19 protein-coding genes are annotated in these 23,358 nt (G+C 50.2%); 3 read left to right on the top strand and 16 right to left on the bottom strand.

The window, feature by feature from the left end:
* Window positions 1–111 precede the first annotated feature (111 nt).
* The 6 genes from LK436_RS03240 to LK436_RS03215 form a co-directional block, all read right to left on the bottom strand.
* Window positions 112–1,032, bottom strand: coding sequence for a DUF6017 domain-containing protein (locus tag LK436_RS03240; RefSeq protein ID WP_008396850.1), 921 nt, complete (start codon window positions 1,030–1,032; stop codon window positions 112–114).
* Entirely contained in the window at window positions 1,022–1,237 is a 216-nt protein-coding gene (locus tag LK436_RS03235) for a hypothetical protein (protein ID WP_008396854.1), read from the bottom strand. Before LK436_RS03235 ends, LK436_RS03240 begins: the two co-directional genes overlap by 11 nt.
* Before the next feature lie 441 nt (window positions 1,238–1,678).
* Window positions 1,679–3,163, bottom strand: a complete 1,485-nt coding sequence (locus LK436_RS03230) for a Na+/H+ antiporter NhaC family protein (RefSeq protein ID WP_008396857.1) — start codon at window positions 3,161–3,163, stop codon at window positions 1,679–1,681.
* A gap of 471 nt (window positions 3,164–3,634) precedes the next feature.
* Complete coding sequence (gene spoVG / locus LK436_RS03225; protein ID WP_008396860.1) at window positions 3,635–3,919, bottom strand: septation regulator SpoVG; 285 nt, start codon at window positions 3,917–3,919, stop codon at window positions 3,635–3,637.
* Window positions 3,920–3,981: 62 nt separating this feature from the next.
* Window positions 3,982–5,103 carry a glucose-1-phosphate adenylyltransferase subunit GlgD gene (glgD, locus tag LK436_RS03220; protein WP_008396862.1) on the bottom strand — a complete coding sequence of 374 codons (1,122 nt, stop codon included), beginning with the start codon at window positions 5,101–5,103 and terminating at the stop codon, window positions 3,982–3,984.
* A complete protein-coding gene (locus LK436_RS03215) occupies window positions 5,100–6,374 on the bottom strand; it encodes a glucose-1-phosphate adenylyltransferase (RefSeq protein ID WP_008396864.1) in 1,275 nt (424 codons plus the stop codon). Before LK436_RS03215 ends, glgD begins: the two co-directional genes overlap by 4 nt.
* A gap of 432 nt (window positions 6,375–6,806) precedes the next feature.
* Between LK436_RS03215 and asnS the strand changes: the two genes are divergently transcribed.
* The 3 genes from asnS to LK436_RS03200 all read left to right on the top strand — a co-directional run bounded on the left by asnS (window position 6,807) and on the right by LK436_RS03200 (window position 11,476).
* Window positions 6,807–8,198 carry an asparagine--tRNA ligase gene (asnS, locus tag LK436_RS03210; RefSeq protein ID WP_021966801.1) on the top strand — a complete coding sequence of 464 codons (1,392 nt, stop codon included), beginning with the start codon at window positions 6,807–6,809 and terminating at the stop codon, window positions 8,196–8,198.
* A 320-nt stretch (window positions 8,199–8,518) separates the two neighbouring features.
* The gene (locus LK436_RS03205; protein ID WP_044930966.1) at window positions 8,519–9,589 is read left to right on the top strand and encodes a metallophosphoesterase family protein; all 1,071 of its coding nucleotides are present in this window, start codon (window positions 8,519–8,521) and stop codon (window positions 9,587–9,589) included.
* A gap of 12 nt (window positions 9,590–9,601) precedes the next feature.
* Window positions 9,602–11,476, top strand: a complete 1,875-nt coding sequence (locus LK436_RS03200; protein WP_008396872.1) for an ATP-binding protein — start codon at window positions 9,602–9,604, stop codon at window positions 11,474–11,476.
* A 303-nt stretch (window positions 11,477–11,779) separates the two neighbouring features.
* Here the strand turns inward: LK436_RS03200 and LK436_RS03195 are convergent, their stop codons facing one another.
* The 10 genes from LK436_RS03195 to LK436_RS03150 all read right to left on the bottom strand — a co-directional run bounded on the left by LK436_RS03195 (window position 11,780) and on the right by LK436_RS03150 (window position 23,282).
* A complete protein-coding gene (locus tag LK436_RS03195) occupies window positions 11,780–13,081 on the bottom strand; it encodes a cation:proton antiporter (RefSeq protein WP_008396876.1) in 1,302 nt (433 codons plus the stop codon).
* Between the two features lie 150 nt (window positions 13,082–13,231).
* Window positions 13,232–14,284, bottom strand: coding sequence for an alcohol dehydrogenase (locus tag LK436_RS03190; RefSeq protein ID WP_008396878.1), 1,053 nt, complete (start codon window positions 14,282–14,284; stop codon window positions 13,232–13,234).
* Window positions 14,285–14,549: 265 nt separating this feature from the next.
* Entirely contained in the window at window positions 14,550–15,731 is a 1,182-nt protein-coding gene (locus tag LK436_RS03185; protein WP_008396882.1) for a ribose-phosphate pyrophosphokinase, read from the bottom strand.
* A gap of 205 nt (window positions 15,732–15,936) precedes the next feature.
* Window positions 15,937–16,938, bottom strand: a complete 1,002-nt coding sequence (locus tag LK436_RS03180) for an ATP-binding protein (RefSeq protein ID WP_008396884.1) — start codon at window positions 16,936–16,938, stop codon at window positions 15,937–15,939.
* Between the two features lie 57 nt (window positions 16,939–16,995).
* A complete protein-coding gene (locus LK436_RS03175; RefSeq protein ID WP_227910164.1) occupies window positions 16,996–18,216 on the bottom strand; it encodes a DnaD domain protein in 1,221 nt (406 codons plus the stop codon).
* Between the two features lie 336 nt (window positions 18,217–18,552).
* Entirely contained in the window at window positions 18,553–19,950 is a 1,398-nt protein-coding gene (murC, locus tag LK436_RS03170) for a UDP-N-acetylmuramate--L-alanine ligase (RefSeq protein WP_008396888.1), read from the bottom strand.
* 313 nt (window positions 19,951–20,263) lie between these two features.
* The gene (locus LK436_RS03165; protein ID WP_008396891.1) at window positions 20,264–20,767 is read right to left on the bottom strand and encodes a QueT transporter family protein; all 504 of its coding nucleotides are present in this window, start codon (window positions 20,765–20,767) and stop codon (window positions 20,264–20,266) included.
* Window positions 20,768–20,925: 158 nt separating this feature from the next.
* Window positions 20,926–21,507, bottom strand: a complete 582-nt coding sequence (locus LK436_RS03160) for a transposase (RefSeq protein WP_008396893.1) — start codon at window positions 21,505–21,507, stop codon at window positions 20,926–20,928.
* A complete protein-coding gene (locus LK436_RS03155) occupies window positions 21,485–21,901 on the bottom strand; it encodes a recombinase family protein (RefSeq protein ID WP_008396894.1) in 417 nt (138 codons plus the stop codon). Before LK436_RS03155 ends, LK436_RS03160 begins: the two co-directional genes overlap by 23 nt.
* A 166-nt stretch (window positions 21,902–22,067) precedes the next feature.
* Window positions 22,068–23,282 (bottom strand): ATP-binding protein, encoded by a 1,215-nt coding sequence (locus LK436_RS03150; RefSeq protein WP_044930970.1) that lies wholly within the window; start codon window positions 23,280–23,282, stop codon window positions 22,068–22,070.
* Between the last annotated feature and the right edge of the window lie 76 nt (window positions 23,283–23,358).

Below are 23,358 nucleotides of genomic sequence, written 5' to 3'. Positions count from 1 at the left end.
CGTTGGAATGATTATGGGGACTGCTGCCGAAGCTAAGGCGGCACAATCCGGCGATAGATGATTTTCATTTACACTGTCCTCCTTTCCGAGCATTGCTCACGATGGTATTCATTAAAGAGTGTCTTCACAAAGGCTATAATCGTAGGTCTTCGGCTTCTTTGACCCTGCCAATCTGTCCTGCCCGTAGAAATCATGGTTGACGAGGGCGGAATAGTAATTGTCTATCGTAGCCGGTGCGTTATAGAGTGCCGTCAGCATATAGGCTCTGATGTTCCGAATATCCGATGGACTTTTCCGCATTGCGTCGAAGACATAATCAATATGGCTGCTGTTCAGCTTCAAGAGACGAGATTTGACTACCTCCTTCGGCATATCTGCATTGTTGACACGGAGCGTTGGACTTGTAGAACAGATGGCATCCAGCATGACTTCGATAATTTCATTCACGCGGTCAATGTCATACCGGCTGTCCTGAGATAAAATATCTACCTCCAAGTTTTCACGAATAATTTCTTCATAACGCTCTCTTTCATCCATCGCATCCATCCCACCAGGATTGATAGATTGATATTTACTAAGTGAGTCATTTCTTTTTTTAGGGATTACTTGATTAGTATTTATTTGCGTGGGTTTTTCCGTCATCGGTTCATCCGGTGGCGGCTTAACCGTTGTCGGGTCTTCCGATGACGGTAAATCCGGTGACGGCTTTTCCTTCTGCGGCAGTGCGTAAACCGTGTATTTGTTGCGGGACATTCTCCCGCGCTCGTCTCTGGATTGAACACGAACAACATATCCTTCGTCTTCCAGCTCTTTCATAGCCGTTCTGATACCGTCAATGCCGTCTGTATTCAGCATTGCAAGTCCACGGATGGAATAGTCCCAATCGGGAGGAAGACTGAGCATCTTTGAGAGAAGACCTACTGCCTTGAGAGAAAGATTCCTGTTTCTCAGGTGGTGGTTAAGCATGGTGGTGAAGCCACCGGTATAGGTGTTGACGCTGATCTCACGATCTGCGCCGGTTTTACCTCTCATTGGACATCACCTTCTTTGTGGACTGCTTGGTAATGCAATATGGGCATTCCTCGAATACGCAGGACTGATATTTCCATAGGGGACGATGGAAACGGCAATTCCGGCATTCAGGAAGGATTCCATCGTAGCCGCTGTCATAGTGATCAAAGCCGGGAGCGTCTTTCATCAGAGCTTCAAACGCCACGGCTTTATCGGGTGCATTCATCTTGTACGACCTCCATTTTCAGATTGAAACAAGAAAAGCCCCGGTATTGTTCTGCTATGCGCAGTGCAATACCGGGGCTTCCCGATGATATTCAGTTTTATGCTGCTGCCTCCTTTCACGGTTGCGGTTGCAGCTTACCGCAGTCAAAGAGCTTTGCTCACTTTTTGCTCGTGAAAGTTGGACAAAATCAGCGAAACACCAGTGTTTTCAAGGCTTTCTGACCTTGCTCCTATTATAACCTAATCGTCAATCCTTCTGACAATTCCCGTAGCTTTCATATAAAAATTCCTCCGTTTTACATATTTTTCTACATTTATCTTTCTGTGTTACCCGTAAATGTAGTATCTGTAAAACAGAGGAATTTATACCACAGACTTTCCTGTCTGCTCTTCATTGCTGACTGTTCTTTTATGGAAATTAAAAGGATTTCTGCACAGGCTATCACCCTTTCCTGTTTTTTTTCATCCAGAACAGAAAAACAAACACCAGAGCTGCTGCTGTCCCCGTTCCCGTCCAGCCGTTTCGCGTCAGTCCGGCGGCCAGGTAGCCGATGACACAAAAACCAGCTGTACACAGCACATAAGGAAGCTGTGTGGACACATGGTTGATATGATCGCACTGGGCGCCGGCGGAAGCCAGAATCGTGGTATCTGAAATGGGAGACATGTGATCCCCGCAGACCGCTCCCGCCAGAATTGCCGATGTGGCGATGGTGAGTCCATTCAAATCCTCAGCCCCCACCACGGCGAAGGCAATGGGGATGAGAATCCCGAAGGTCCCCCAGGAGGTACCCGTGGAAAAGGAAAGGCCGGCAGCCACCAGAAAGAGGAGAGCCGGCAGCAGCGCTCCCACCAGAGGGCTTGCCCCAACCACACTGCTCACATAGCCTCCGATATTCAGATACTCCTCGCCGCAGATTCCCGACAGCGTCCAGGCCAGGCACAGGATCATGACTGCCGGTATCATAGCCCTGATGCCGGAAGCGAATGTGCCGCAGAAATCTTTAAAGGAGAGCACCCGCCTGGCCAGATAGAAGACAAAGATAAACACCAGAGTAAAAAAGGAGCCAAGTACCAGACTCAGCGCCGAGTCACACCCGGAAAAGGCCTCCACAACACCCTTGCCTTCCAGAATTCCGCCTGTGTAGAGCATAGCTCCCACACACAGAACGATCAGCACAAGAATCGGCACAGCCAGGTCTGCGACCTTTCCTCTTCCTCCGGCTTCGATTGTTTCCCCTTCCACGGTCTTTTCCCTGCCGGTTTTCAGAAATTCCTCCTCATATCGCTTCATCGCTGCAAAATCAAAGTCATTTAAAATTACAAACAGCAGGAAGATGATGGTGAGAATCGCATAGAGGTTAAACGGGATGGTGTGCAGAAACAGGGAAAAGCCGTCCACTCCGCTGTCCGCCGGAAGAGAGGAACCCACAGCCGCCGCCCAGCTTGAAATGGGAGCAATGATGCACACCGGAGCTGCCGTAGCGTCGATAATGTAGGCCAGCTTTGCCCGGCTGATCCTGTGCTTGTCCGTCACAGGGCGCATCACCGTGCCGACCGTCAGGCAGTTAAAATAGTCGTCCACAAAAATAAGGGCGCCCAGAAACATGGAGGCAAGCAGCGCTCCTCTCCTTGTCTTAATCGCACCGGACGCCCATTCCCCATAAGCCCTGGAGGCACCGGATCGGGTAATCAGCGCCACAATTATTCCCAAAAAGGAGAGAAATAAAAGAATATTAACATTTTCACCTATCTTTCCTCCCATAATCCCAGTCATGGTTTCCACTGCATGGATGGGATTTGCCCCTGAAAACAGAAAGCAGCCTGCCAGAATTCCGATCAGAAGGGAGAGATAAACCTCCTTCGTCAGCAGAGCCAGCCCGATTGCAGCCACCGGGGGAAGCAGGGAAAAAACAGTTCCGCTCATAGAATTTTCCTTTCTCTACTCAGTTTTCTGCCCTCCGGTTTTACACCTCAAACTAAGGCCGTATTCCGGCTTGGGCAAATTTCTTTTATACTCTAACGGCTGCCGGCACATCTGTCAAGCGGTTCCCTGTTTTTGTGCCCCAGTGCGATCCCCGCGGAGCGTTTTTATATAACAGGGAAGGAATTTTCCTGTTATATTTAAGAAAGAATCCTGCGAAGCAGGATTCTCCGCCTGCGGCGGGTCGCAAAAGCGGCAGTTTCCTTTCCGCCGCAGTGCGATCCCCGCGGAGCGTTTTTATATAACAGGGAACGAAGTTTCCTGTTATATAAAAGAAGGGAAGGACTTGCACCCCAGCGTGCATCTTCCTTCCCCTCTTTTTTATCTTTTGTATTTATCTTTCAGGCCGGTTCGTCTGCAAACGGTTTTACAGCCATCATCAGCAGACGCCTTCATGCTTGTCTGCCGCCTCTGCTATGCTTCCGGCTCGTTCTGTGCAAGCTCCTCTGCCGTCTGCTCGTATTTCTCGAGAATCACCTTCTGGATCATATCTCTTGTCGAAGAGTTGATCGGATGAGCGATGTCCCTGTACTCGCCGTCAGTGGCCCTGCGGCTCGGCATGGCAATGAAAAGTCCCTTCTCCCCCTCAATTACTTTGATGTCGTGGACGACAAACTCATTGTCCAGTGTGATGGACACAATCGCTCTCATCTTGCCTTCCTTTTCAATCCGTCTTACTCTCACATCTGTAATCTGCATAAATTAACCCCTCTTCCGTCCCATGTCAAGTTAAGTCTGTGCACTGTCAGCTGACCGGCTCACTATATGGTAAAGCGCTCGTTTTTCTCAATCACAATCTTTACATTATCCGGCGCCCCGATATGCGTAGTGTTTGCACGAATGGTATCGCGGCTTTCTACGATACAGTTTTCAATAACTGTGTTATCACCGATATACACATCATTCAGAATAATCGAATTCTTAATCACACAGTTGTTTCCGATATAGACCTTTTTAAAGAGGACGGAGTTTTCAACGGTTCCGTTCAGAATACAGCCGCTGGAAACAAGACTGTTCTTTACCTCCGCTCCCGGATTGTACTTGGCAGGCGGAAGATCGTCTACCTTGGAATAAATTTCAGGATACTCACGGAAGAAGTAATGCCTTACCTCCGGCTTTAAGAAATCCATATTCGTCTTGTAATAGGAATCTACAGAAGCAATATTGCTCCAGTAAGAATCCAGCTTGTATGCGTAAATTCTCTTTAAATTCTTATAGCGCACCAGAATATCCGTCACGAAATCATATCTGTCTTCAGCAGCGCAGCGCTCCAGAAGTTCAATGAGCTGGCGTCTTCTGATTACATAGATGCCGCAGGAAATCGTGTTGGAGGTGGCAAGCATCGGCTTCTCCTCAAAGTCAATGATCCGTCCCTCCTCGTTTGTCTTGACAAGTCCGAATCGGGTGGTATCCTCTTCCGGCCCTACATCCTTGCACACAATGGTGATGTCGGCCTTCTTTTCAATATGATACTCCAGAACCTTGTGGTAATCCAGCTTGTAAATACAGTCTCCTCCTGCAATCACCACATATGGCTCATGGCTCTTTTTAAGAAAATCCAGATTCTGGTAGAGGGCGTCAGCCGTTCCCCTGTACCAGTCGCTGTGCTCTGCCGTGATTGTGGGGGTGAACACATACATGCCTCCCTGTTTTCTTCCGAAATCCCACCACTTGGAAGAACTTAAATGCTCATTCAGGGAACGGGAATTGTACTGGGTAAGCACAGCCACACTCTGGATATGGGAGTTGCTCATATTGCTGAGTACAAAGTCAACGCTTCGGAAGCTTCCTGCCACCGGCATGGCAGCGATTGCCCTCTTGTTGGATAGTTCTTTCATTCTCTTGCTGTTTCCGCCTGCTAAAACAATACCGATCGCTCTCATTGTACTCCACCTGCCTTTATGATATAGTCTCCGCTTTCCAGTAATCCGCCATGATAATCTGAGCTCTCTGTCTCACCTGAGATAGCAGTGTTCCTTCCCACCTTCACGCCGTCGGGAATGATGGAATGTTCACCGATGGTCACAAGGTCAAACTGATATACTTTCGGATCATATTTGCTGGGAGCATAATCGCCTACGCCGATCTGTGCATTCTGGCCGATCACCACATCTTCGGCAACTATAGCCTTGTCCACAACCGTGCCTGCGCCAATCACACTTCCCTTCATTATGATGGAATCCCTCACCACTGCCCCTTCGCCGATGGTGACGCCTGCTCCTACTACGGAGTTAGTCACTTCGCCGTAAATCTCAGAGCCCTCTCCTATGATGCTTCTCTCAATCCTGGCATCGGAGGATATATACTGGGGCGGAATAATATCGCTCTTTGTGTAGATTCTCCAGTACTCCTCATACAGATTAAACTCGGGAATAATATCTATCAGCTCCATATTTGCTTCCCAGTAGGAGCCGAGAGTTCCCACATCCTTCCAGTAACCGTTGTACTCATAGGCGAATATTCTCTTTCCGGACGAGAAGCAGTAAGGGATGACATGTTTTCCGAAGTCGCAGCCTGGTTCCTCTGAGAGCTTAATAAGAGCGTCACGAAGTACAGGCCAGCTGAAAATATAAATTCCCATGGACGCCAGATTGCTTCTCGGGTTAGCAGGTTTCTCTTCAAATTCCGTAATGCGGTTTTTATCATCTGTGATCAGGATTCCGAAACGGCTTGCCTCTTCAATCGGTACAGGCATAGCTGCGATCGTGACATCCGCATTGTTTGCCTTGTGATATTCCAGCATCACTTCGTAGTCCATCTTATAAATATGATCGCCGGAAAGGATCAGCACATAGTCCGGATTATACGTTTCCATATATTCCAGATTCTGATAAATAGCGTTGGCCGTTCCTGTATACCAGTCGCTTCCCTTGCTCCTCTCATACGGCGGAAGGACGGTAACCCCTCCAACATTGCGGTCCAGATCCCACGGAATACCAATTCCGATGTGGGCGTTCAGACGCAGCGGCTGATACTGAGTAAGAACTCCCACCGTGTCAACTCCCGAATTAATACAGTTGCTGAGCGGGAAGTCAATAATCCTGTACTTTCCGCCAAAGGAAACCGCCGGCTTTGCCACTTTCTGTGTCAGAACGCCCAGGCGGCTGCCCTGCCCACCTGCTAAAAGCATAGCAATCATTTCTTTTTTGATCACGTTATCACCCCTTGATGTATATTTGCTTGTGTGCTTTATTCTGTATCATGTATTATAGCACAATAATTGGAAAAAGTGAACAAATTACCAAATGATTTTCTATATTTTTTGTACATATTCCGACATTTTGTCTGTCATATCACCATAAAATGTCAAATTCCACTGTATATTGTGCTTTCCGTCCCCTGTATATACAACCAGCAGTTTAAAAATCCCTTTCTTCCCCTTGAATCCACAGGAAAAATACAGTATAATGGCTTCATTGAAAATTTGTCTGAAAATCTCAGACAGAGTCTGGTTCTATTTCTGAAACACAAATCGGTTCGGAAGGCCTCCGCAGAAAAACTGCGTCATCGGCGCCGTTTCTGTTCTGGGGAGCGGTCGGCTTTAACGGCATCCGGGCCGTTTATTAAACACAAAAGGAGCACTGTTATGGATTTAATTACCGTTAGAGAGATTTACAGGGACAGGGAAAAATTCCTTGGAAAAGAAATCCGGATCGGCGGATGGGTGAGAAGCGTCCGCGATTCCAAAACCTTTGGCTTTATCGTAGTCAGCGACGGAAGCTACTTTGAAACGCTTCAGGTCGTTTACCATGACAATATGGAAAATTTCAGCGAGATCAGCAAGCTGAATGTAGGAGCGGCTATACTCGTAAAGGGAACTCTCGTCGCCACACCGGAGGCCAAGCAGCCCTTTGAGATCCAGGCCACAGAGGTTTTAGTGGAGGGAGCATCCTCCCCTGACTACCCGCTTCAGAAGAAACGCCACAGCCTTGAGTATCTGAGAACCATCTCCCATCTGCGTCCGAGGACGAACACCTTCCAGGCTGTGTTCCGCGTGCGTTCCCTGATCGCCTACGCCATCCACCAGTATTTCCAGGAGAGGGACTTTGTCTATGTCCACACGCCTCTGATTACGGGAAGCGACTGCGAGGGCGCAGGAGAGATGTTCCAGGTGACAACCATGGATCTGGCCAATGTTCCCAAAGCTTCCGACGGTTCTGTAGACTTCTCCCAGGACTTCTTTGGAAAGCCCACAAACCTGACGGTCAGCGGCCAGCTGAACGCGGAGACCTACGCCATGGCCTTCCGGAATGTCTACACCTTCGGCCCCACCTTCCGCGCTGAGAACTCCAACACCACCCGCCATGCGGCTGAATTCTGGATGATCGAGCCGGAGATGGCATTCGCCGATCTGAACGACAATATGGCTCTTGCAGAGAGCATGTTAAAATATGTGATCCGCTACGTGCTGGAGCACGCACCGGAGGAGATGAACTTCTTCAACCAGTTTATTGACAAGGGACTGCTCGACCGGCTGAACCACGTATTAAACTCCGAGTTCGGCCATGTGACCTACACAGAGGCCGTGAAGCTTCTGGAGGAGCACAACGACGAGTTTGATTACAAGGTATTCTGGGGCTGCGACCTGCAGACAGAGCATGAGCGCTACCTGACAGAGCAGATCTTCAAGCGCCCTGTATTTGTTACAGATTATCCGAAGGAGATCAAGGCCTTCTATATGAAGATGAATGAGGACGGAAAGACTGTAGCCGCCATGGACTGCCTGGTACCTGGAATCGGAGAGATCATCGGAGGAAGCCAGAGAGAGGACGACTATGAGAAGCTCCTTGCCCGCATGGATGAGCTGGGTCTTAAGAAGGAGGACTACGGCTTCTATCTGGATCTGAGGAAATACGGTTCTGTGCGCCACTCCGGCTTCGGACTGGGCTTTGAGCGCTGCGTTATGTACCTGACCGGAATGGGCAACATCCGCGACGTAATCCCATTCCCGAGAACCGTCAACAACTGTGAGCTGTAAGGGCATCACCGGATAACCGAAGAGCTGCAGCTCACAGACAGCAGCCGTTTAAGTTCCGGCATAAAAGAATATCAGTGTGCAGAGAGGGTATCTCAAAAGATGGCTGTGTGCCTTCCTCGAGATACCCTTTTATCTTTATCTGTTGCCGCTGTCTGGCTGGAATTTGACGGCTGTATTTCAGCGGATGCTGTCTGTGGGCTGACGCTTATTTTTAACTGTTTTATCTTGCCGCCCGCGTTCTGGCAAGCCTTCCTTTGGCGGATGTTTCCTCCTCTCTGGAAGGAAAGCTGCACAGGCGGTCTAAAAGGGGGACTGATATCTTGAAATTTATCCATACGGGGGATATTCACTGGGGAATGGCTCCTGACAGTGACAAGCCCTGGAGCAGGGAGCGGGCCAGGGATATCCGCGAAACCTTTGCCGCCATTATCGGCAAGGCCAGAGAGCTGTCTGTGGATTTTCTCTTTATCGCAGGCGATCTGTTTCACCGGCAGCCGCTCTTAAAGGACTTGAAGGAGGTGAATTATCTCTTCTCCACCATTCCCGACGTGCGGGTGGTTTTGATTGCTGGAAATCATGACCGGGTGAGAAAAAACTCTGCTGTCCTGAGCTTTACCTGGGCGTCCAATGTGACATTTCTGGCAGACGAGGAGTTCTCCTCCGTCTATTTTGAGGAGCTGCACACAGAGGTCACAGGCTTTTCCTACTGGAGCGCAGAGATTGCCGAAGCAAGGCTGAACGATTTATCAGCGCCTGACGACGGTCTGATCCACATTCTTCTCGGCCACGGAGGGGATGTGAAGCATGTCCCTGTGGACCGGGAGGCTCTGCTTCGGGCAGGCTTTTCCTATGTGGCCCTGGGCCATATCCACAAACCTGAAATTTCCCAGAGCCTCCGCCTTGCCTGGTGCGGCTCTCCCGAGCCTCTTGACAAGACGGAAACAGGGCGGCACGGAATCATCTATGGAGAGATCAGCGAGACAAGCCTTCGGGTAACCAACCTGGAATTTATCCCCATGGCTAAGATTCAGTATATTCCCCTGATGGTAAATGTGACCCCAGGCACCACCAACACGGAGCTGTTTCTGCGCATGTCCCAGGAGATAGAAAAACGGGGCACAGAACATATTTACCGGTTCCGCATCCGCGGCATGAGAGATCCCGACATCTCCTTTGATCTGGAGTCTCTGATGATGCGCTACCGGATTGCGGATATCCTAGACGAGTCGGAGCCGCAGTACGATTTCAGCGCCCTTTTTGCGGAGCATCCCAGCGATATGATCGGTTTTTATATCCAGGCGCTGCAGAAGCCGGACATGAGCCCTGTAGAGAAAAAAGCCCTCTACTACGGCATCCACGCCCTGCTTCTGACTACAGACGAAAGGAGCTAGGGGAATCAGACCATGCGTTTTCTCGATTTATACATAAAGGGATTTGGAAAATTTCACGATACCTTCCTCTCCTTCGAGGACGGCCTTAACATCGTCTACGGAAAAAACGAGGCCGGGAAGTCCACCATTCACACCTTTATCCGCGGAATGCTCTTCGGCATCGAGCGTCAGAGGGGAAGGGCCGCCAAAAATGACCTCTACAGCAAATATGAGCCGTGGGAGAACAGCTCCACCTACGAGGGGCAGCTGCGCCTTGAGTCTGACGGCGTTGTATACCGCTTTGAGAGGAGCTTTCAGAAAAACAAAAAGGGCTTTATCGTGATCAATGAGACAGCCGGCAGGGAGGTGGAGCCCACGAAGGCCTTCATGGACGAGCTCCTCTGCGGTCTCAGTGAAACAGCCTACAACAACACCATCAGCATCGGCCAGTTAAAGAGCGCAACCGAGGACGGCATGATCTCGGAGCTGAAAAACTACATTGCCAACATGAACACCTCCGGAAATATGGCTCTGAATATCACCAGGGCCACAGCCTACTTAAAAAACCAGAAGCGGCAGTTTGAGAGCCAGCTCATGCCGGAGGCCGCCAGAACCTATACCTCTCTTCTGGGGGAAATCAAAAATCTGGAAAGGGAAATTTCTTCCCCTGAGTATGAAAACCAGCTCCGGTCTTTCACCCGGGAACGCTCTGAGCTCAAAGCAGCCATTGAAAAGAAGCAGGCAGAGCGGGATGAACTTCTCCACCGCATTGAAAAGGGCCGAAAGGCCCTGGCTGAATTTGAGTTTACGGACGCCCAGTCTGTCTCCTCCTATCTGGATCATGCCGAGGACATTTACAGACAGTACAGGGAGGCCGCTGCCGGAGCGGAGAAAAAATCTCTCCGGATTCTGGGGGGACTCTTTGCAGGGGCCGGCTTTCTTCTGCTTCTGGCTGCTGCCTACTTCTTTTACTGGGGCTTTGTGCCGGACAATACGCTCCTTCCCTGGATGCCCCAGGAGATCGACGCCCTGCTGTCCGCCTCCGCCGTGTCCTGCGCAGCGGCTGTGTCCTTCTTTGCAGCCGTTATCCTGCGCCTGAAGATCCGGCAGTCAAAAAAGACGGCCTCCCTGTGCGCCTCCACCCTGACAGAAATTTTCCGGAGGCATCTGGGAGACCAAACGGTGGGTGAGAACGCCATGGAGGCTCTCCGTGCCAGAATGGAGGAGTTTGTAAGGCTGTGCCATATGCTCTCCCGCTCAGAGGAGGCTGTGAGACAGCAGAGGGATATGGTAGAGCAGCTGCAGGTTCGACAGAATGAATGCTCAGAGACCATTGAACGCCAGCAGAGGATCCAGTGGGAGCTGGAAAAGAAGCTGGAACACCTGGCGGAGCTTAAGGATCAGGCCGCTGCCCTGCGCCAGATTATCGCTGAAAATGACAGAATCAGGGAAGAGATCGCAGCCATTGAGATGGCTCAGGATACTATGAAGGAGCTGTCCATGTCCATCCGCGACTCCTTCGGACTCTATCTCAACAAGGCGGCCTCTGAACTCATAAGCGGGATTACAGGAGGGCTATACAGCAGCATGAGCATCGACGAGAACCTGAACGCCTTCCTCAACACGAAAAGGAAGCTGATCCCTCTCGAACAGGTGAGCAGCGGAACGGCTGACCAGATTTACCTGGCTCTCAGGCTGGCGGCTGCCAAGTTTATCCAGAACGGGCGGGATGCCATGCCCCTGATCTTTGATGACAGCTTCGTCCTCTACGACGACGACCGGCTTAAAACGGCCTTAAAGTGGCTTACAAAAGCCTACAGCGGCCAGATTATCGTGTTTACCTGCCATAAGAGAGAGCTGGCAATCCTCGATCAGGAGGGAATTGCCCACCACGTAGTTCGGATATAAAAAAGTGTGCGCCAAGGCGCACACTCGCGCCGAGCGCGGTTGCCTTCAGGCAACATCTACCTTGCGTGCGAGTGCGAAGCAGGATTCTCCGCCTGCGGCGGGTCGCAGAAGCGGCATTTTCCTTACCAACCCAGTGCGATCCCCGCGAAGCGTTTTTATATAACAGGGAACGAAGTTTCCTGTTATGAAATGCCCTGCCAGATATTCTTCTTTTCTGGCAGGGCATTTTTTGCATATTTCTGTATCACTTCGCACATCCCTATGAATTCACAGCTCTCTGCGGCGTCTGGCCGCCTCTCTGAGCTATCTGCGCTCCCCCCGGGGCACCTCCTCATGCTCCTTAAACATATAGGCTCCGGATCTGTAATTTCCCATCTCCTCATATACATTTGAGAAGCCCTCGCCCACCGGAATCGTGTGGCTGACTCCGCTGCGGTAGGCCAGCTTTAGAAATACAGGCGTTACAATAGTGGTGATAATGACCACCAGCACCACAGGTCCCAAAAATGTGCTTCCCAGCAGGCCCAGAGCCTCACCCTTGCTGGCCACAATCAGGGCAACCTCGCCTCGGGAAATCATTCCGACTCCAATTCTGACACATTCCTCATTGGTGTAGCCGCAGAGCCTGGCGCCGATTCCGCAGCCGATCACCTTTGTCAGAATGGCAACCAGCACAAGGCTGGCAGAGAAGAGAATCACTGTGGAGTTCATAGACGGCAGCGATACCTTCAGCCCGATGCTGGCAAAAAAGATGGGAGAAAGGTAGGCATAGGACAGCACGTCAAACTTGGAGGCCAGGAATTTCGTTCTCTGCGTACTGGAAATGACAACTCCTGCGATAAAGGCGCCTGTGATATCTGCCACTCCGAAAAAGGTTTCCGCAGCGTAGGACATAAGCAGACAGAATACAAAGGCAATCAGAACATGGCGGTGGAGGCCCCGCTCTGCATGCATTATCCAGTTTACATAAAATTTATGAAACAGAACTCCCACTACCAGGGCAAAGACGAAAAAGCCGGCTATTTTTAGCAGAATCACACTGAGATGGACGCTGGAATCTGCCACACTCGTAATGATGGTAAGGGCGATAATGCCCAGCACGTCGTCGATGATCGCAGCTCCCAGAATGGCATTTCCCGAGCGGGTTTTGAGCTTTCCCAGCTCCTTCAGAGTTTCCACGGTAATGCTCACAGAGGTCGCCGTCAGTATGACTCCGATAAACATATTCTGTAAAAAAAGGCTTCCGCCCGCATCCGATTCAATCATACCGGGACGGTTAAAAAGCATGGCGACGGCATATCCGCCTAACAGAGGCACAATCACTCCGATCAGGGCAATAATAAACGACGCACGCCCGCTTTTTTTTAGCTCATCCAGATCCGTTTCCATACCGGCGCAGAACATAAGGACAATGACTCCTATCTCCGCTGTCTTTTTCACGAAATCCGTTTCCTGAACCAGACCGAGCATGGCCGGCCCGAGAATGAGCCCTGCCAGCAGGGCTCCCACTACCTGCGGCATCTGAAATTTTCTTGTCGCAAGTCCTAACAGTTTTGTGCTGAGCAGAATGGCTGCTATATCACACAGGTATTGGTATTCCCCCATCTTCACACACCCCTTTTATATATTTTGTCTAAAAATACCCCTTTTTCCTCCAGATTTTAGTACGTATTTATGAATTTTCTATGAACACTGGCAGACCTTTGTATTAAAATTATGCTAAGATCTGAATCTTTGACTCTTAAGGAGCAGTTGTCATTCCCCCGTCACCACCCACTTGATGCAGCCGTCCTGTTTTTCCTCAAATATCTCATACCCTTCTAAGATATCGTCCAACCTTCCTCTATGAGTAATGAGAAAGTCTGTTTTCAGCTTACCTTCCTTTAAAAGCTCCAGAAGCCGCGGACAGCGGCAGGCGTCCACTCCCCCTGTCTTAAAGATCAGATTCTTTCCATACATCCGGGTCAGCGGCAGTACCGGATCGGTCTCGTACATTGCCACCAGAGCCACGATGGCGTTGGGGCGGGCCAGCTGCCAGGCCAGTTCAAAGGACTGTTCATTTCCGGCCGCCTCAATGACAGAGTCGGCTCCTCTCCCCTCTGTCAGACGTTTCACAGCCTCCGCTGCAGCTCTTCCCGTCTCCTCCAGATACACGTGGGCCAGCTCATTTTCCCTGGCCACACGGAGCCTGTATGTATTGGGATCAATGAGAATCACCTGGCCGGCCCCCATCAGCCGGGCGGACTGGGCGGCGCACATTCCCACAGGGCCTGCGCCGATCACTGCCGTCGTATCCCCCGGCTTAATCTCGCACAGCTCTGCCCCCCAGTAGCCGCTGGACAGGATATCCCCCGTAAAGAGCGCCTGCTCCTCAGTCAGCCCATCGGGAATCCGGTAAAGACTCGTGTCGGCCAGGGGAACCCGGACGTATTCTGCCTGGCACCCGTCTATGGTGCAGCCCAGAAGCCAGCCCCCATGGAGGCAGTTGTTGACATATCCGCGCCGGCAGTACCAGCACTCCCCGCAGATGGTTTCGCAGTTGGCTGCAACCCTGTCTCCTGTTTTCAGCCCCTTCACTCCTGTTCCTGTTTCTACAATCTCTCCGGCAAACTCATGTCCCAGGATCACCCCTTCCCTGGCTCTCGGGACTGCTCCGTTTCGGATATGGAGATCGCTGGTGCAGATGGTGGAGCGCGTCACCTTCACAATCGCATCCCCGGGCTCTTGAATCGTCGGTATCGGCCGTCTCGTAAGGCACAGCTTGCCCGGTCCTTTAAATACAAGTGCTTTCATCATGTTGTTTTCCATATAGGCTTCCCCCTTCCATATTCTCCTGCCTGACGAGTTTTCCTGCACGGGAAATCAGGCGGTCTTTCCTGTGCGGCAGCTGCAAAAAGGAGGCAGCCCTTCAAAAGCGGCAGCCTCCTTCCCGTTCTCTGTCTGATCTTTTCTGATCGTTTCTGATTTTTTCTGTTCTATTCTGATCGTTTCTGTTCTCTGCTGATGCTGTTATGGGTGTTTTAAACAGTCCGGCCCGGAGAATCCCCTGGCTCAGCTCCCGCGCATCACCCGGCTATTCTCTGATGCCTGCCTTGTATTTGCTGATCAGCCGGTTGATCCTCCCTGTGGGGTTTAAAAGCTCGCTTAAGGAGGCATCGTGGTTCAGGTTGTCGATGATCAGCGCAATATATTTGCTCATATCCACATCGATGTAGTAGGGCCTGGACAGCAGATCTGCTGACTGATAAACCAGGTTTGTGGTCAGCACACGGTCAATCAGGCCATTCTCATAGTATTCGTCAAATTTCTGAAGGCCGTTTGTGAAAAGTCCGAAGGTAGCGCACACAAATACCTTTCTCGCCTTCCTTCTCTTTAACTCCTTGGCCACATCCAGCATACTCTCGCCGGAGGAGATCATGTCATCCACAATGATCACATCCTTGCCCTCCACGCTGCTTCCCAGGAACTCGTGGGCGACAATCGGGTTTCTTCCGTTCACGATCTTGGTGTAGTCGCGGCGCTTGTAGAACATGCCCATATCCAGTCCCAGGACGTTTGCGAAATAGACGGCACGGCGCATTCCGCCCTCGTCGGGGCTGATGACCATCATATGCTCGTTGTCAATCTCAAGCTCCTTCTCATTCTTTAAGAGGTACTTGATAAACTGGTAAATCGGCTGTACGGTTTCAAATCCCTTTAAGGGGATCGCATTCTGAACCCTCGGATCGTGGGCATCGAAGGTGATAATATTCTCCACTCCCATTTTCACCAGCTCCTGAAGGGCCAGGGCACAGTCTAAGGATTCTCGGCCGGTGCGCTTGTGCTGGCGGCTCTCATAGAGGAACGGCATAATGACGTTGATTCTTCTGGCCTTTCCGCCCACAGCGGCGATCACGCGCTTTAAGTCCTGGAAATGGTCGTCCGGCGACATGTGATTCACCTTTCCGCTCAGGGAATAGGTAAGGCTGTGATTGCACACATCCACCATCAGATAGAGATCATCTCCGCGGACAGATTCATTCAAGGTTCCCTTGCCCTCGCCGGAGCCAAAGCGCGGCGTGCCTGCGTCGATCATGTAGGAATCCTTCTGGTAGCCGGCGAATGCGATTGTGGTCTTATGCTCGCTCTCCCTCTCTCTTCTCCAGTCAACCAGATACCGGTCAACCTTCTCGCCCAGGGTCCTGCAGCTCTTAAGCGGAATTAACCCCAGAGGCCCTACGGGGATCGTTTCAATGATTTTCTCTTCGTACAGCATGTTTTTCCTCCAAACCTGTCATCACTCTCTGCGGCAGGGCCGCAGCTGCTGTCTGACAGTCAATAAGATTATGAAATAAATGTAAAAAGAACGTAAATCCTTATTCTTTATATCATTATTACGCGTATCAAGTCAACCCTGGAGTGCATCAAAATCGCGAAGCCACCAGTTCTTCTCTTTCAGCTTATCCTGGCTCCCACGACCCCTACTGTCTTCTGGCCTGCATGAGCTTTTTTCTGATTCGTATATCCTCCCCGTAAAGAGGGATCACCGTGTACTGGCTCACAATCCTCGACATGACCCGATCTGTGAACTCATCGCGCATCTCATTGACCGGAAGATTGGTGGAAATGATGGTTCCCTTTCTGCGGTTCAGCCGCTCATTGATGCAGTAGAAGAGCTGGGAGGTGGTGAAGGTGTTTACCAGCTCCGTTCCCAGATCGTCGATGATCAGGAGATCGCAGTCCAGCAGATAGCGGGAGCGATCTCTGTCCTCCTCTGTGGAATCGTAGTCAAACCTTTCCTTTGAAAAGATCTCATACATTTCCACAGCCGGCAGATAGACGACGGAATAGCTCTGATCGAGAAGCTCCTTCGCAATGCAGTTGCTGAGAAAGGTTTTTCCAAGCCCTGTCTTTCCCGTAAACAGAAGGTTGTCCTTGTGCTCTCCAAAGTGCTCCACATAGGAACGGCACAGGGCCACCACCTGGCGCATGTACTCCCTGGCTGTCTTGTTGCTGCGCTCGTCCACCTTGGTGTCGTCAAAGTATTCGTAGGAAAAGGTGTCGAAATTCTCTCTGCTCAGGATTTCCCTGATATTGGACTGATCGTACAGAAGGCTGATCTCCCGCTTCTTGAAACAGTGGCATTTTTTCCCGTCCCTGTAGCCTGTGTCACGGCAGTCCGGGCAGTCATAGTGAAGCTCCAGGTAATCGGCAGGATAGCCGTAGGCGGACAGCAGAACCTCTCTCTCCTCGCACAGATCTGCAATACGCCTTTTAAGCCCCTTAGCCGACCTGTCATCTCCTGCCAGAAGCTGTCTCGCACTCTTGACGGCAGAGGCGGTGATCTCCTCATTGATCTCTTTTACGGCAGGAATTTTTTCATAAACCTCCTCCCGGCGCTTATCCAGCTCCCTCTTCTGTCGAAGCTGTGCCTGGTTGTAAATACGCATGATGGAATCGTACTGGGAATTGCTCAGTGCCATGGTTTCCTCCTGTATTCTGTCAATCGTTCTCTGAGCTGCCCTTGCTGCAGAGTATTTCTATTTGTCCGGGAATCCCCGGGACGCCCCGGGATTCTCTCCGCCCCGGGCCTCCTGTCGGACGCTCTGAGGCTCCCCGGGGCTGTCTGAGGCTCCTGTATTGATCATATTCCAGATCATTTCATCATAATCATAGCCGTGCTCCTCCAGGTTGTGGAAGCGGTTGGAGCTCTTTCTGGCGCCCTGGCGTCTGGAGCCGGACGTCCCTGTCTGTCTTGCGGAAGCTGCCGCTCCCCTGGCTCCTGCCTGCAGGGAAGCGGACTGGCCTGACTCTCTGGCCCTTCTCGCCTCCTCCTTTCTCATCCGCGTCACTTCCTCCACATCTCTCATGGTGCGCACTCCTGCCCGGTTCCACTCAGTCAGAATGCTGTCCGTATACTGGAAGCTGGGCTTATGAATGGCCGCCATCGTCCGGTTGCAGGCTTCCACCACAATCTCCCTGGTAAAGCCGTAGGTTCCAAACCACTTGTCCATCAGATCAATCTCGCCGTTGGCCGGGTTTCGCCCAGACAGGCCGAAGGCCTTCATCACGGCAAAAATATCCTTCTTATAGCCCATGGACTGGGATTTGGCCTCCTCCGCCGTCTTAAAGCCCCTCTCATGCCAGCTCAGTCCCACCTTCTCTATGTAGCGGATGCTGGTATGTCCATTCTGGGCGCAGGACTCTATCAGATACTCCAGAAGCTCCGTGGGCATATGGAGGTTCCCGTAGAGGTTGGCCAGCACATCGCAGTCTGTGGGGGTAAAAGTCCTGTTCAGGTACTTCTGGGCGATATACAGAAGCTGGGAGAATTCCTCATCCCCTGACAGCCTGCAGAGAATATCTCCCGTTCCGGGGCTGCCTCCCTCCATGGAGCCGGCTCCCTGGCAAGGCTTTGTCTGACCGGAAGCAGAGACGCCCTGTCCAGAGGAAAGGGAGAACCCGCCTAAAGGAGCCGGGGACTGCCGGGCGGAAACAGACGGGCGGGCGGGCGCCGGCCTGTCTGTAAGCGCAAGGACTCCCACCCTCTCCCAGTAGACGAGGGCGCGGCGCACGTCTGCCTCCGTGTGATTCAGGGCATCCGCAATCTCGGAGACATCGTCTGCACTGCCTCCGTGTCTGAGAATATAGAGGTATACCTTCACATACTCGCCGTTAGCCTCTGCCATGTATCTGTCTATAAATTCATTGGGGATGACCGTCACCTCATGGGCCAGACGGTTCTGTATGAACTGTCCCATCTGCTTCACCTTTCTGTCTGCCGTTTTTCCTGTCTTTCGCCTCCGGAACCGCCAGCCCATCTGCAGGCTGACGGCTTCGGGGACTTATCCACTGGAATCATCATAACACAGGTTCTGTCAAAAGGAAACACTTCCACTTATCCCCAGAATATCATGTGGATATTGTGGATAATGTGGACAAATTTATTTTTCTTCTGCGCTGATCCTGTCTGTTCCTGTCGAAACTATTGAATTTTCAATGTTTTTCATACAATAGAAACTTTTATTATGTAAATCAAACAATCCACAGTGCTCCTTTACATAAAATGTTGAAAACTTTGTGGATAATGTGGATAACTACTCTGCAAGCAGCGCTTCTCCCACATTTACAATGTCTCCGGCCCCCATAGTTATCAACAAATCGCCGTGTATACAGCTTTTTTTGAGAAATTCTTCAATTTCCTCAAAGGTATGAAAATACCAGACTTTTTTACCCAGCCTCTCAATTTTTTCTGCTATGTCGCGGGAGCTGATGCCCAGTGTATCCGTTTCCCGAGCCGCATAGATATCGGCCAGAACGATACAGTCTGCCATGGAAAGCGCCTCTGCAAACTCGTCGAGAAATGCTTTTGTCCTCGTATAGGTGTGAGGCTGGAACACGCACCAGATCCGGTTGTGGGGATAATTCTGAGCTGTCTTAAGGCTCGCCCGAATCTCCTGGGGATGGTGGGCGTAGTCGTCTATGATCGTCACCCCATTCAGGACTCCCTTTTTCTCGAAGCGGCGCTTGGTTCCCGTAAAGCTCAGAAGTCCCCGCTTCACCGCTTCCAGGGAGAGCCCCGCCTCAAGGGCTGCGGCTGCGGCTGCGAGGGCATTGTATACATTGTGCTCGCCGCTGACTCCAAGGCTCAGGGTATCCCGCTTTTCCCCTCTTATATAGAAGTCAAAGGTCGGCCTGGCAAGGGAGTCGTAGGAAATCTCCCCTGCGCTGTAGTCAAACCCTCTGTCTGTTCCGAAGGTAATCACCCTGCCCTCTGTGTTTTTCACAATCTCCTGCCAGTCTTCAATCTCCCCGTTTATGACAACGGCTCCCTGCTTTGGAGTTTTCTTTGCAAAGCGTGTGAAGGAGCTGCGGATATCTGCCAGATCCTTGAAGAAATCCATGTGATCCTCCTCGATATTCAGGATCACCTCAATAGTCGGGAAAAATTCCAGAAAGCTGTTTGTATATTCACAGGCCTCTGTGATGAAAAATTCCGGTCCGCCGACGCGGATGTTTCCTCCTATGGACGGAAGGATCCCTCCCACAGATATGGTAGGGTCTGCCTCGGCAACCAGAAAGATCTCCGAGAGCATGGAGGTTGTGGTGGTCTTTCCGTGAGTTCCCGACACGGCGATAGCCTCCCTGTAATTTCGCATCATCTCCCCCAGAAGGACGGCTCTGGAAAGCATGGGAAGCCCCGCCTCCCTCGCAGCCGCAAACTCCGGATTGTCGGGATGGATAGCTGCCGTGTACACCACGGCGTCAATCTTCTTTCCTGTCTGCTCTGCCTGTCTGATGTTTTCTGCCCGCTGTCCGATATAGATCACGGCCCCTCTGCTTCTCAGATGCTCCGTGAGCTCGCTCTCTTTGGAGTCAGAGCCTGTGACGGTAAATCCCTCATCCATCAGAATCTCCGCCAGGCCGCTCATGCTGATGCCTCCGATTCCCATAAAATAAATGTGCTGCGGTTTATTAAAATCAATCTGATACATGTTTCTTTCCACCTTTTACCTGATTTTTCCTTTCCATGGAATCAGGCGTCTCTAAAAGCCGCCTGCCTTCCCCTGCCTTCCCGTCCGGCAGACTGCGCCAGATAAGCATATGCAGGATGTTTCTTTAATTTAACTTCTTTTAAAGGGAAATGTCAACAGATTTGAGCCATATTGGCGGGTTGCCCCAGGGCTGACAGTGGAAAGGAGTGCTTGTCGGGCAGAACCTCACAGAAAAAGGGAAGAGCTGTGAGATTTGGAAACATTCACAGCTCTTCCCTTTATCGTTCTTCTATGGCTATCCGCGCCTTATCTATCAGGCAGTTCTCACGCCTCCGAAAATCGTATGCCTGTATCGCTCCAGTCCGCGGATCAGGATGCTTCCCAGCACTCCCACTGCCAGAATCTCCCCGATTCCAACAGTCACCATGGCTACCGGGATCAGATCTGTACTGCCGTAGGCGTAGCGCAGAACCCACGGAACGATCACAGCGTTGGAGATAATCGGAGGCAGAAGAACCAGGAATCTGTTTCTTCTGAGGGCATAGGAGCCCACAGCTCCGATCAGTGTTGCCAGGCTTCCGAAGATCACATCCATGGTCATGGCTCCTGCCAGAAGATTGGACAGCAGGCAGCCGATAAACAGACCGGGAATCGCGGCCGGTGTGAAAAACGGAAGGACGCAGAGCGCCTCGGAGATCCGGAACTGAACCGGGCCAAAGCTGATTGGCGCAAAGATGAGGGTCAGCACAATGTAGATCGCTGCGATGGCTGCGCCCTGGGTGAGCAGGTACACGGATTTCTTGTTTGATTCTTTCATATTCTGTTTCTCCTTTAGTTTTGTTTTACGAGTGGAAGGTCTCGAACACTCGATTCATTTAACGCCGGGAATCGGCGGCAGGCCCGTAAGACCTTGGTTTTTATGGGCTTATCTGCGTGTCATAGGATACCATGGAAGAAGGGGATTGTCAAGAAACTTTACAGTGGAGCGTTGGACTGCCTCAACTGCCTCATAGCGGCTGTTCCAGGATCCGTTGGAAGGAATGAACCATCTGCAACACCGATTTCTCCTGATACGATTCCAAGATCTATACACTTCAATACGATCTTATTAAAAATTTCCCGGAATATGCCGGCCTCTTGAAAACGTCTTCTACTATTCTGGCTAAAAGTTGAATGATCCAGTACTCTATCCATAAGATCAATTCCGCAAAACCAGCGGTAAGCAAGGTTAAGAGATACTTCCTCCTCAAGTCTCCGATCTGGTTTGATCCCATAAAGATAACCAATTAGCAGCATTTTCATCAGAACAACGGGGGCAATAGATCTTCTGCCAACATGAGAATAATAGGGGACTGTCTTTTCGTACATAAAGTCAAAATTTACACAGTTTTTATCTGTCTCAGAAGATGATCCTCTGGAATTATAGAATCTATGTCTAAGATTACCATCTGGATTTGTCCACTTTGCTTTCCCATCATAAAAAATGACCTCCTGCAGTTGATATAATAAATATGTGTTTTTGTAAAACATCTGTTTACAAAAAATTGTTTTTTTCATAAATCTCTGCCCGGTAGCGGAAGGTGGAAAGCGGCATCCCGCATAGTTTCGCAGCAGTTTTTCCAGTAATTTTTCCGTTTTTCCATTGGTGATACAGGTGATGAAAGTTTTCCGGTAAAGGCGCTGGGGGTCTTCCAAAACGAATGCCCCTGGCTTTGGCGGCAGCGATTCCTTCTGCCTGACGCTGCCGTATATTGATACGCTCATTCTCTGCCACAAGGGATAGCACCTGCAGGACAATATCGCTTAAAAACGTTCCCATCAGGTCTTTGCCTCGGCGGGTATCCATAAAAAGGTTTTTCTCCGGGATAAACAGCTCTTTCAATGCAAGAATCTGCCTGTCCCCATTCTGTTCTCTGGTACTGACACGAATATAGCCATACAGATTTCCCATTGTTTTCCCTCCTCTCTCCCGACCGGGATAACAACTCCCAAATCAGGCAATTTCTCAACTCATAACCCATAACAGCGTCCTTAAGACCTGCGTAAAGAATACAGTTCTGAATAATATATAAAATAAGGGTGAAAGGCTTCCTTATCCGGCCTCTCACCCTTAATCCCTAATCCCATTCGCTTTCCATTAAAAAATCCCGAATATTCCGATGTTTAATCCCATTCCGGCTCATGTCCAGTTCATCCATTGTGACTACATATTTCGGGAAATTATCCCGAATGGAATCATATACTCCAAATTCCCGCTTTACTGTACTTTCATCTGCCAGCAGATAAGCTACCTGGATATAAAGTTTTTCACCTCTCCTGTCACAGACAAAGTCTATTTCCTTTTCTCCAACTTTCCCGACTGTTACCTTATATCCGCGGCGCAGAAGTTCCAGGTACACTATATTTTCAAGAACCAGGTTAATGTCCCGCATGTTTCCCCCGTACACAGCTTCCCGGATCCCATGGTCTGCAATATAATATTTTTCATTGGTCGCCAGAATCTGCTTTCCCTGTAAATCCTCCCGCTTCACCTGATAAAACAGATAGGAGTCACAGCAGTATTTTATATAGTTAAGTACTGTATCTGTTGATGTGGTCCGATGCTCATTTTTGAGAAATTTTGTCAGAGAAGATGCCGAAAAAACGGTTCCTATATTTGCCATTACATATGCCATTACCCGTTCCAGTAAATCCACATCCCGAACCTTGTTCCTCTTTACGATATCTTTCAGCTGAACTGAATGGAACAGATCCGTCAGGTACTGTTTCGCCGGTTCTTCTTCGTAACGGATATTGGAAAGATATGGCATACCGCCCACCAGAAGATAACTCTTAAAGCACTGCTGTACGGAAGCAGCTGGATCCATTGTATGATATAATTCAAGAAATTCTGAAAAAGAGAAGGGATAAATAACAAACTCCACATATCGTCCGCCCAGATATGTTGCAAACTCCCCTGATAAAAGTTTTGCATTGGAACCGGTAATATAAATATCACAGTTCAATGAGACTCTGAAAGAATTGATACATTTTTCCCAATCCGTCACTTCCTGTATTTCATCAAAAAACAGATAAACCTTTCCTTCTATCTGCTCTGCCCGTCTCAGAATTTCTTCATGCAGTGCCATGGCATCCAGAAGACGCATATATCTCAAATCTTCAAAATTAATAGAAATAAAATGCTCTGGCGTTACACCAGAACAAATCAGTTCCTCCTGAATCAATTCCAGCATTACCGATTTACCGGCCCGCCGGATACCAGTCATAACCTTAATCAGCTCATTTCCAATAAATGGACGAATACGTCTCATATAAGTTTCCCGTTTAATCAAAATAACTCCCCCTTCCCACGTTTCTTTCAGTATATCCCGTTTGTACTGGATGTTCAACTGTTTTTCTGCTATTTTA

Origin of the sequence: Clostridium sp. M62/1 (genome assembly GCF_020736365.1) — a bacterium.
In the GTDB taxonomy this organism is placed as follows: domain Bacteria; phylum Bacillota; class Clostridia; order Lachnospirales; family Lachnospiraceae; genus Otoolea; species Otoolea saccharolyticum_A.
This window is presented reverse-complemented; position numbering and strand designations above follow the sequence as displayed.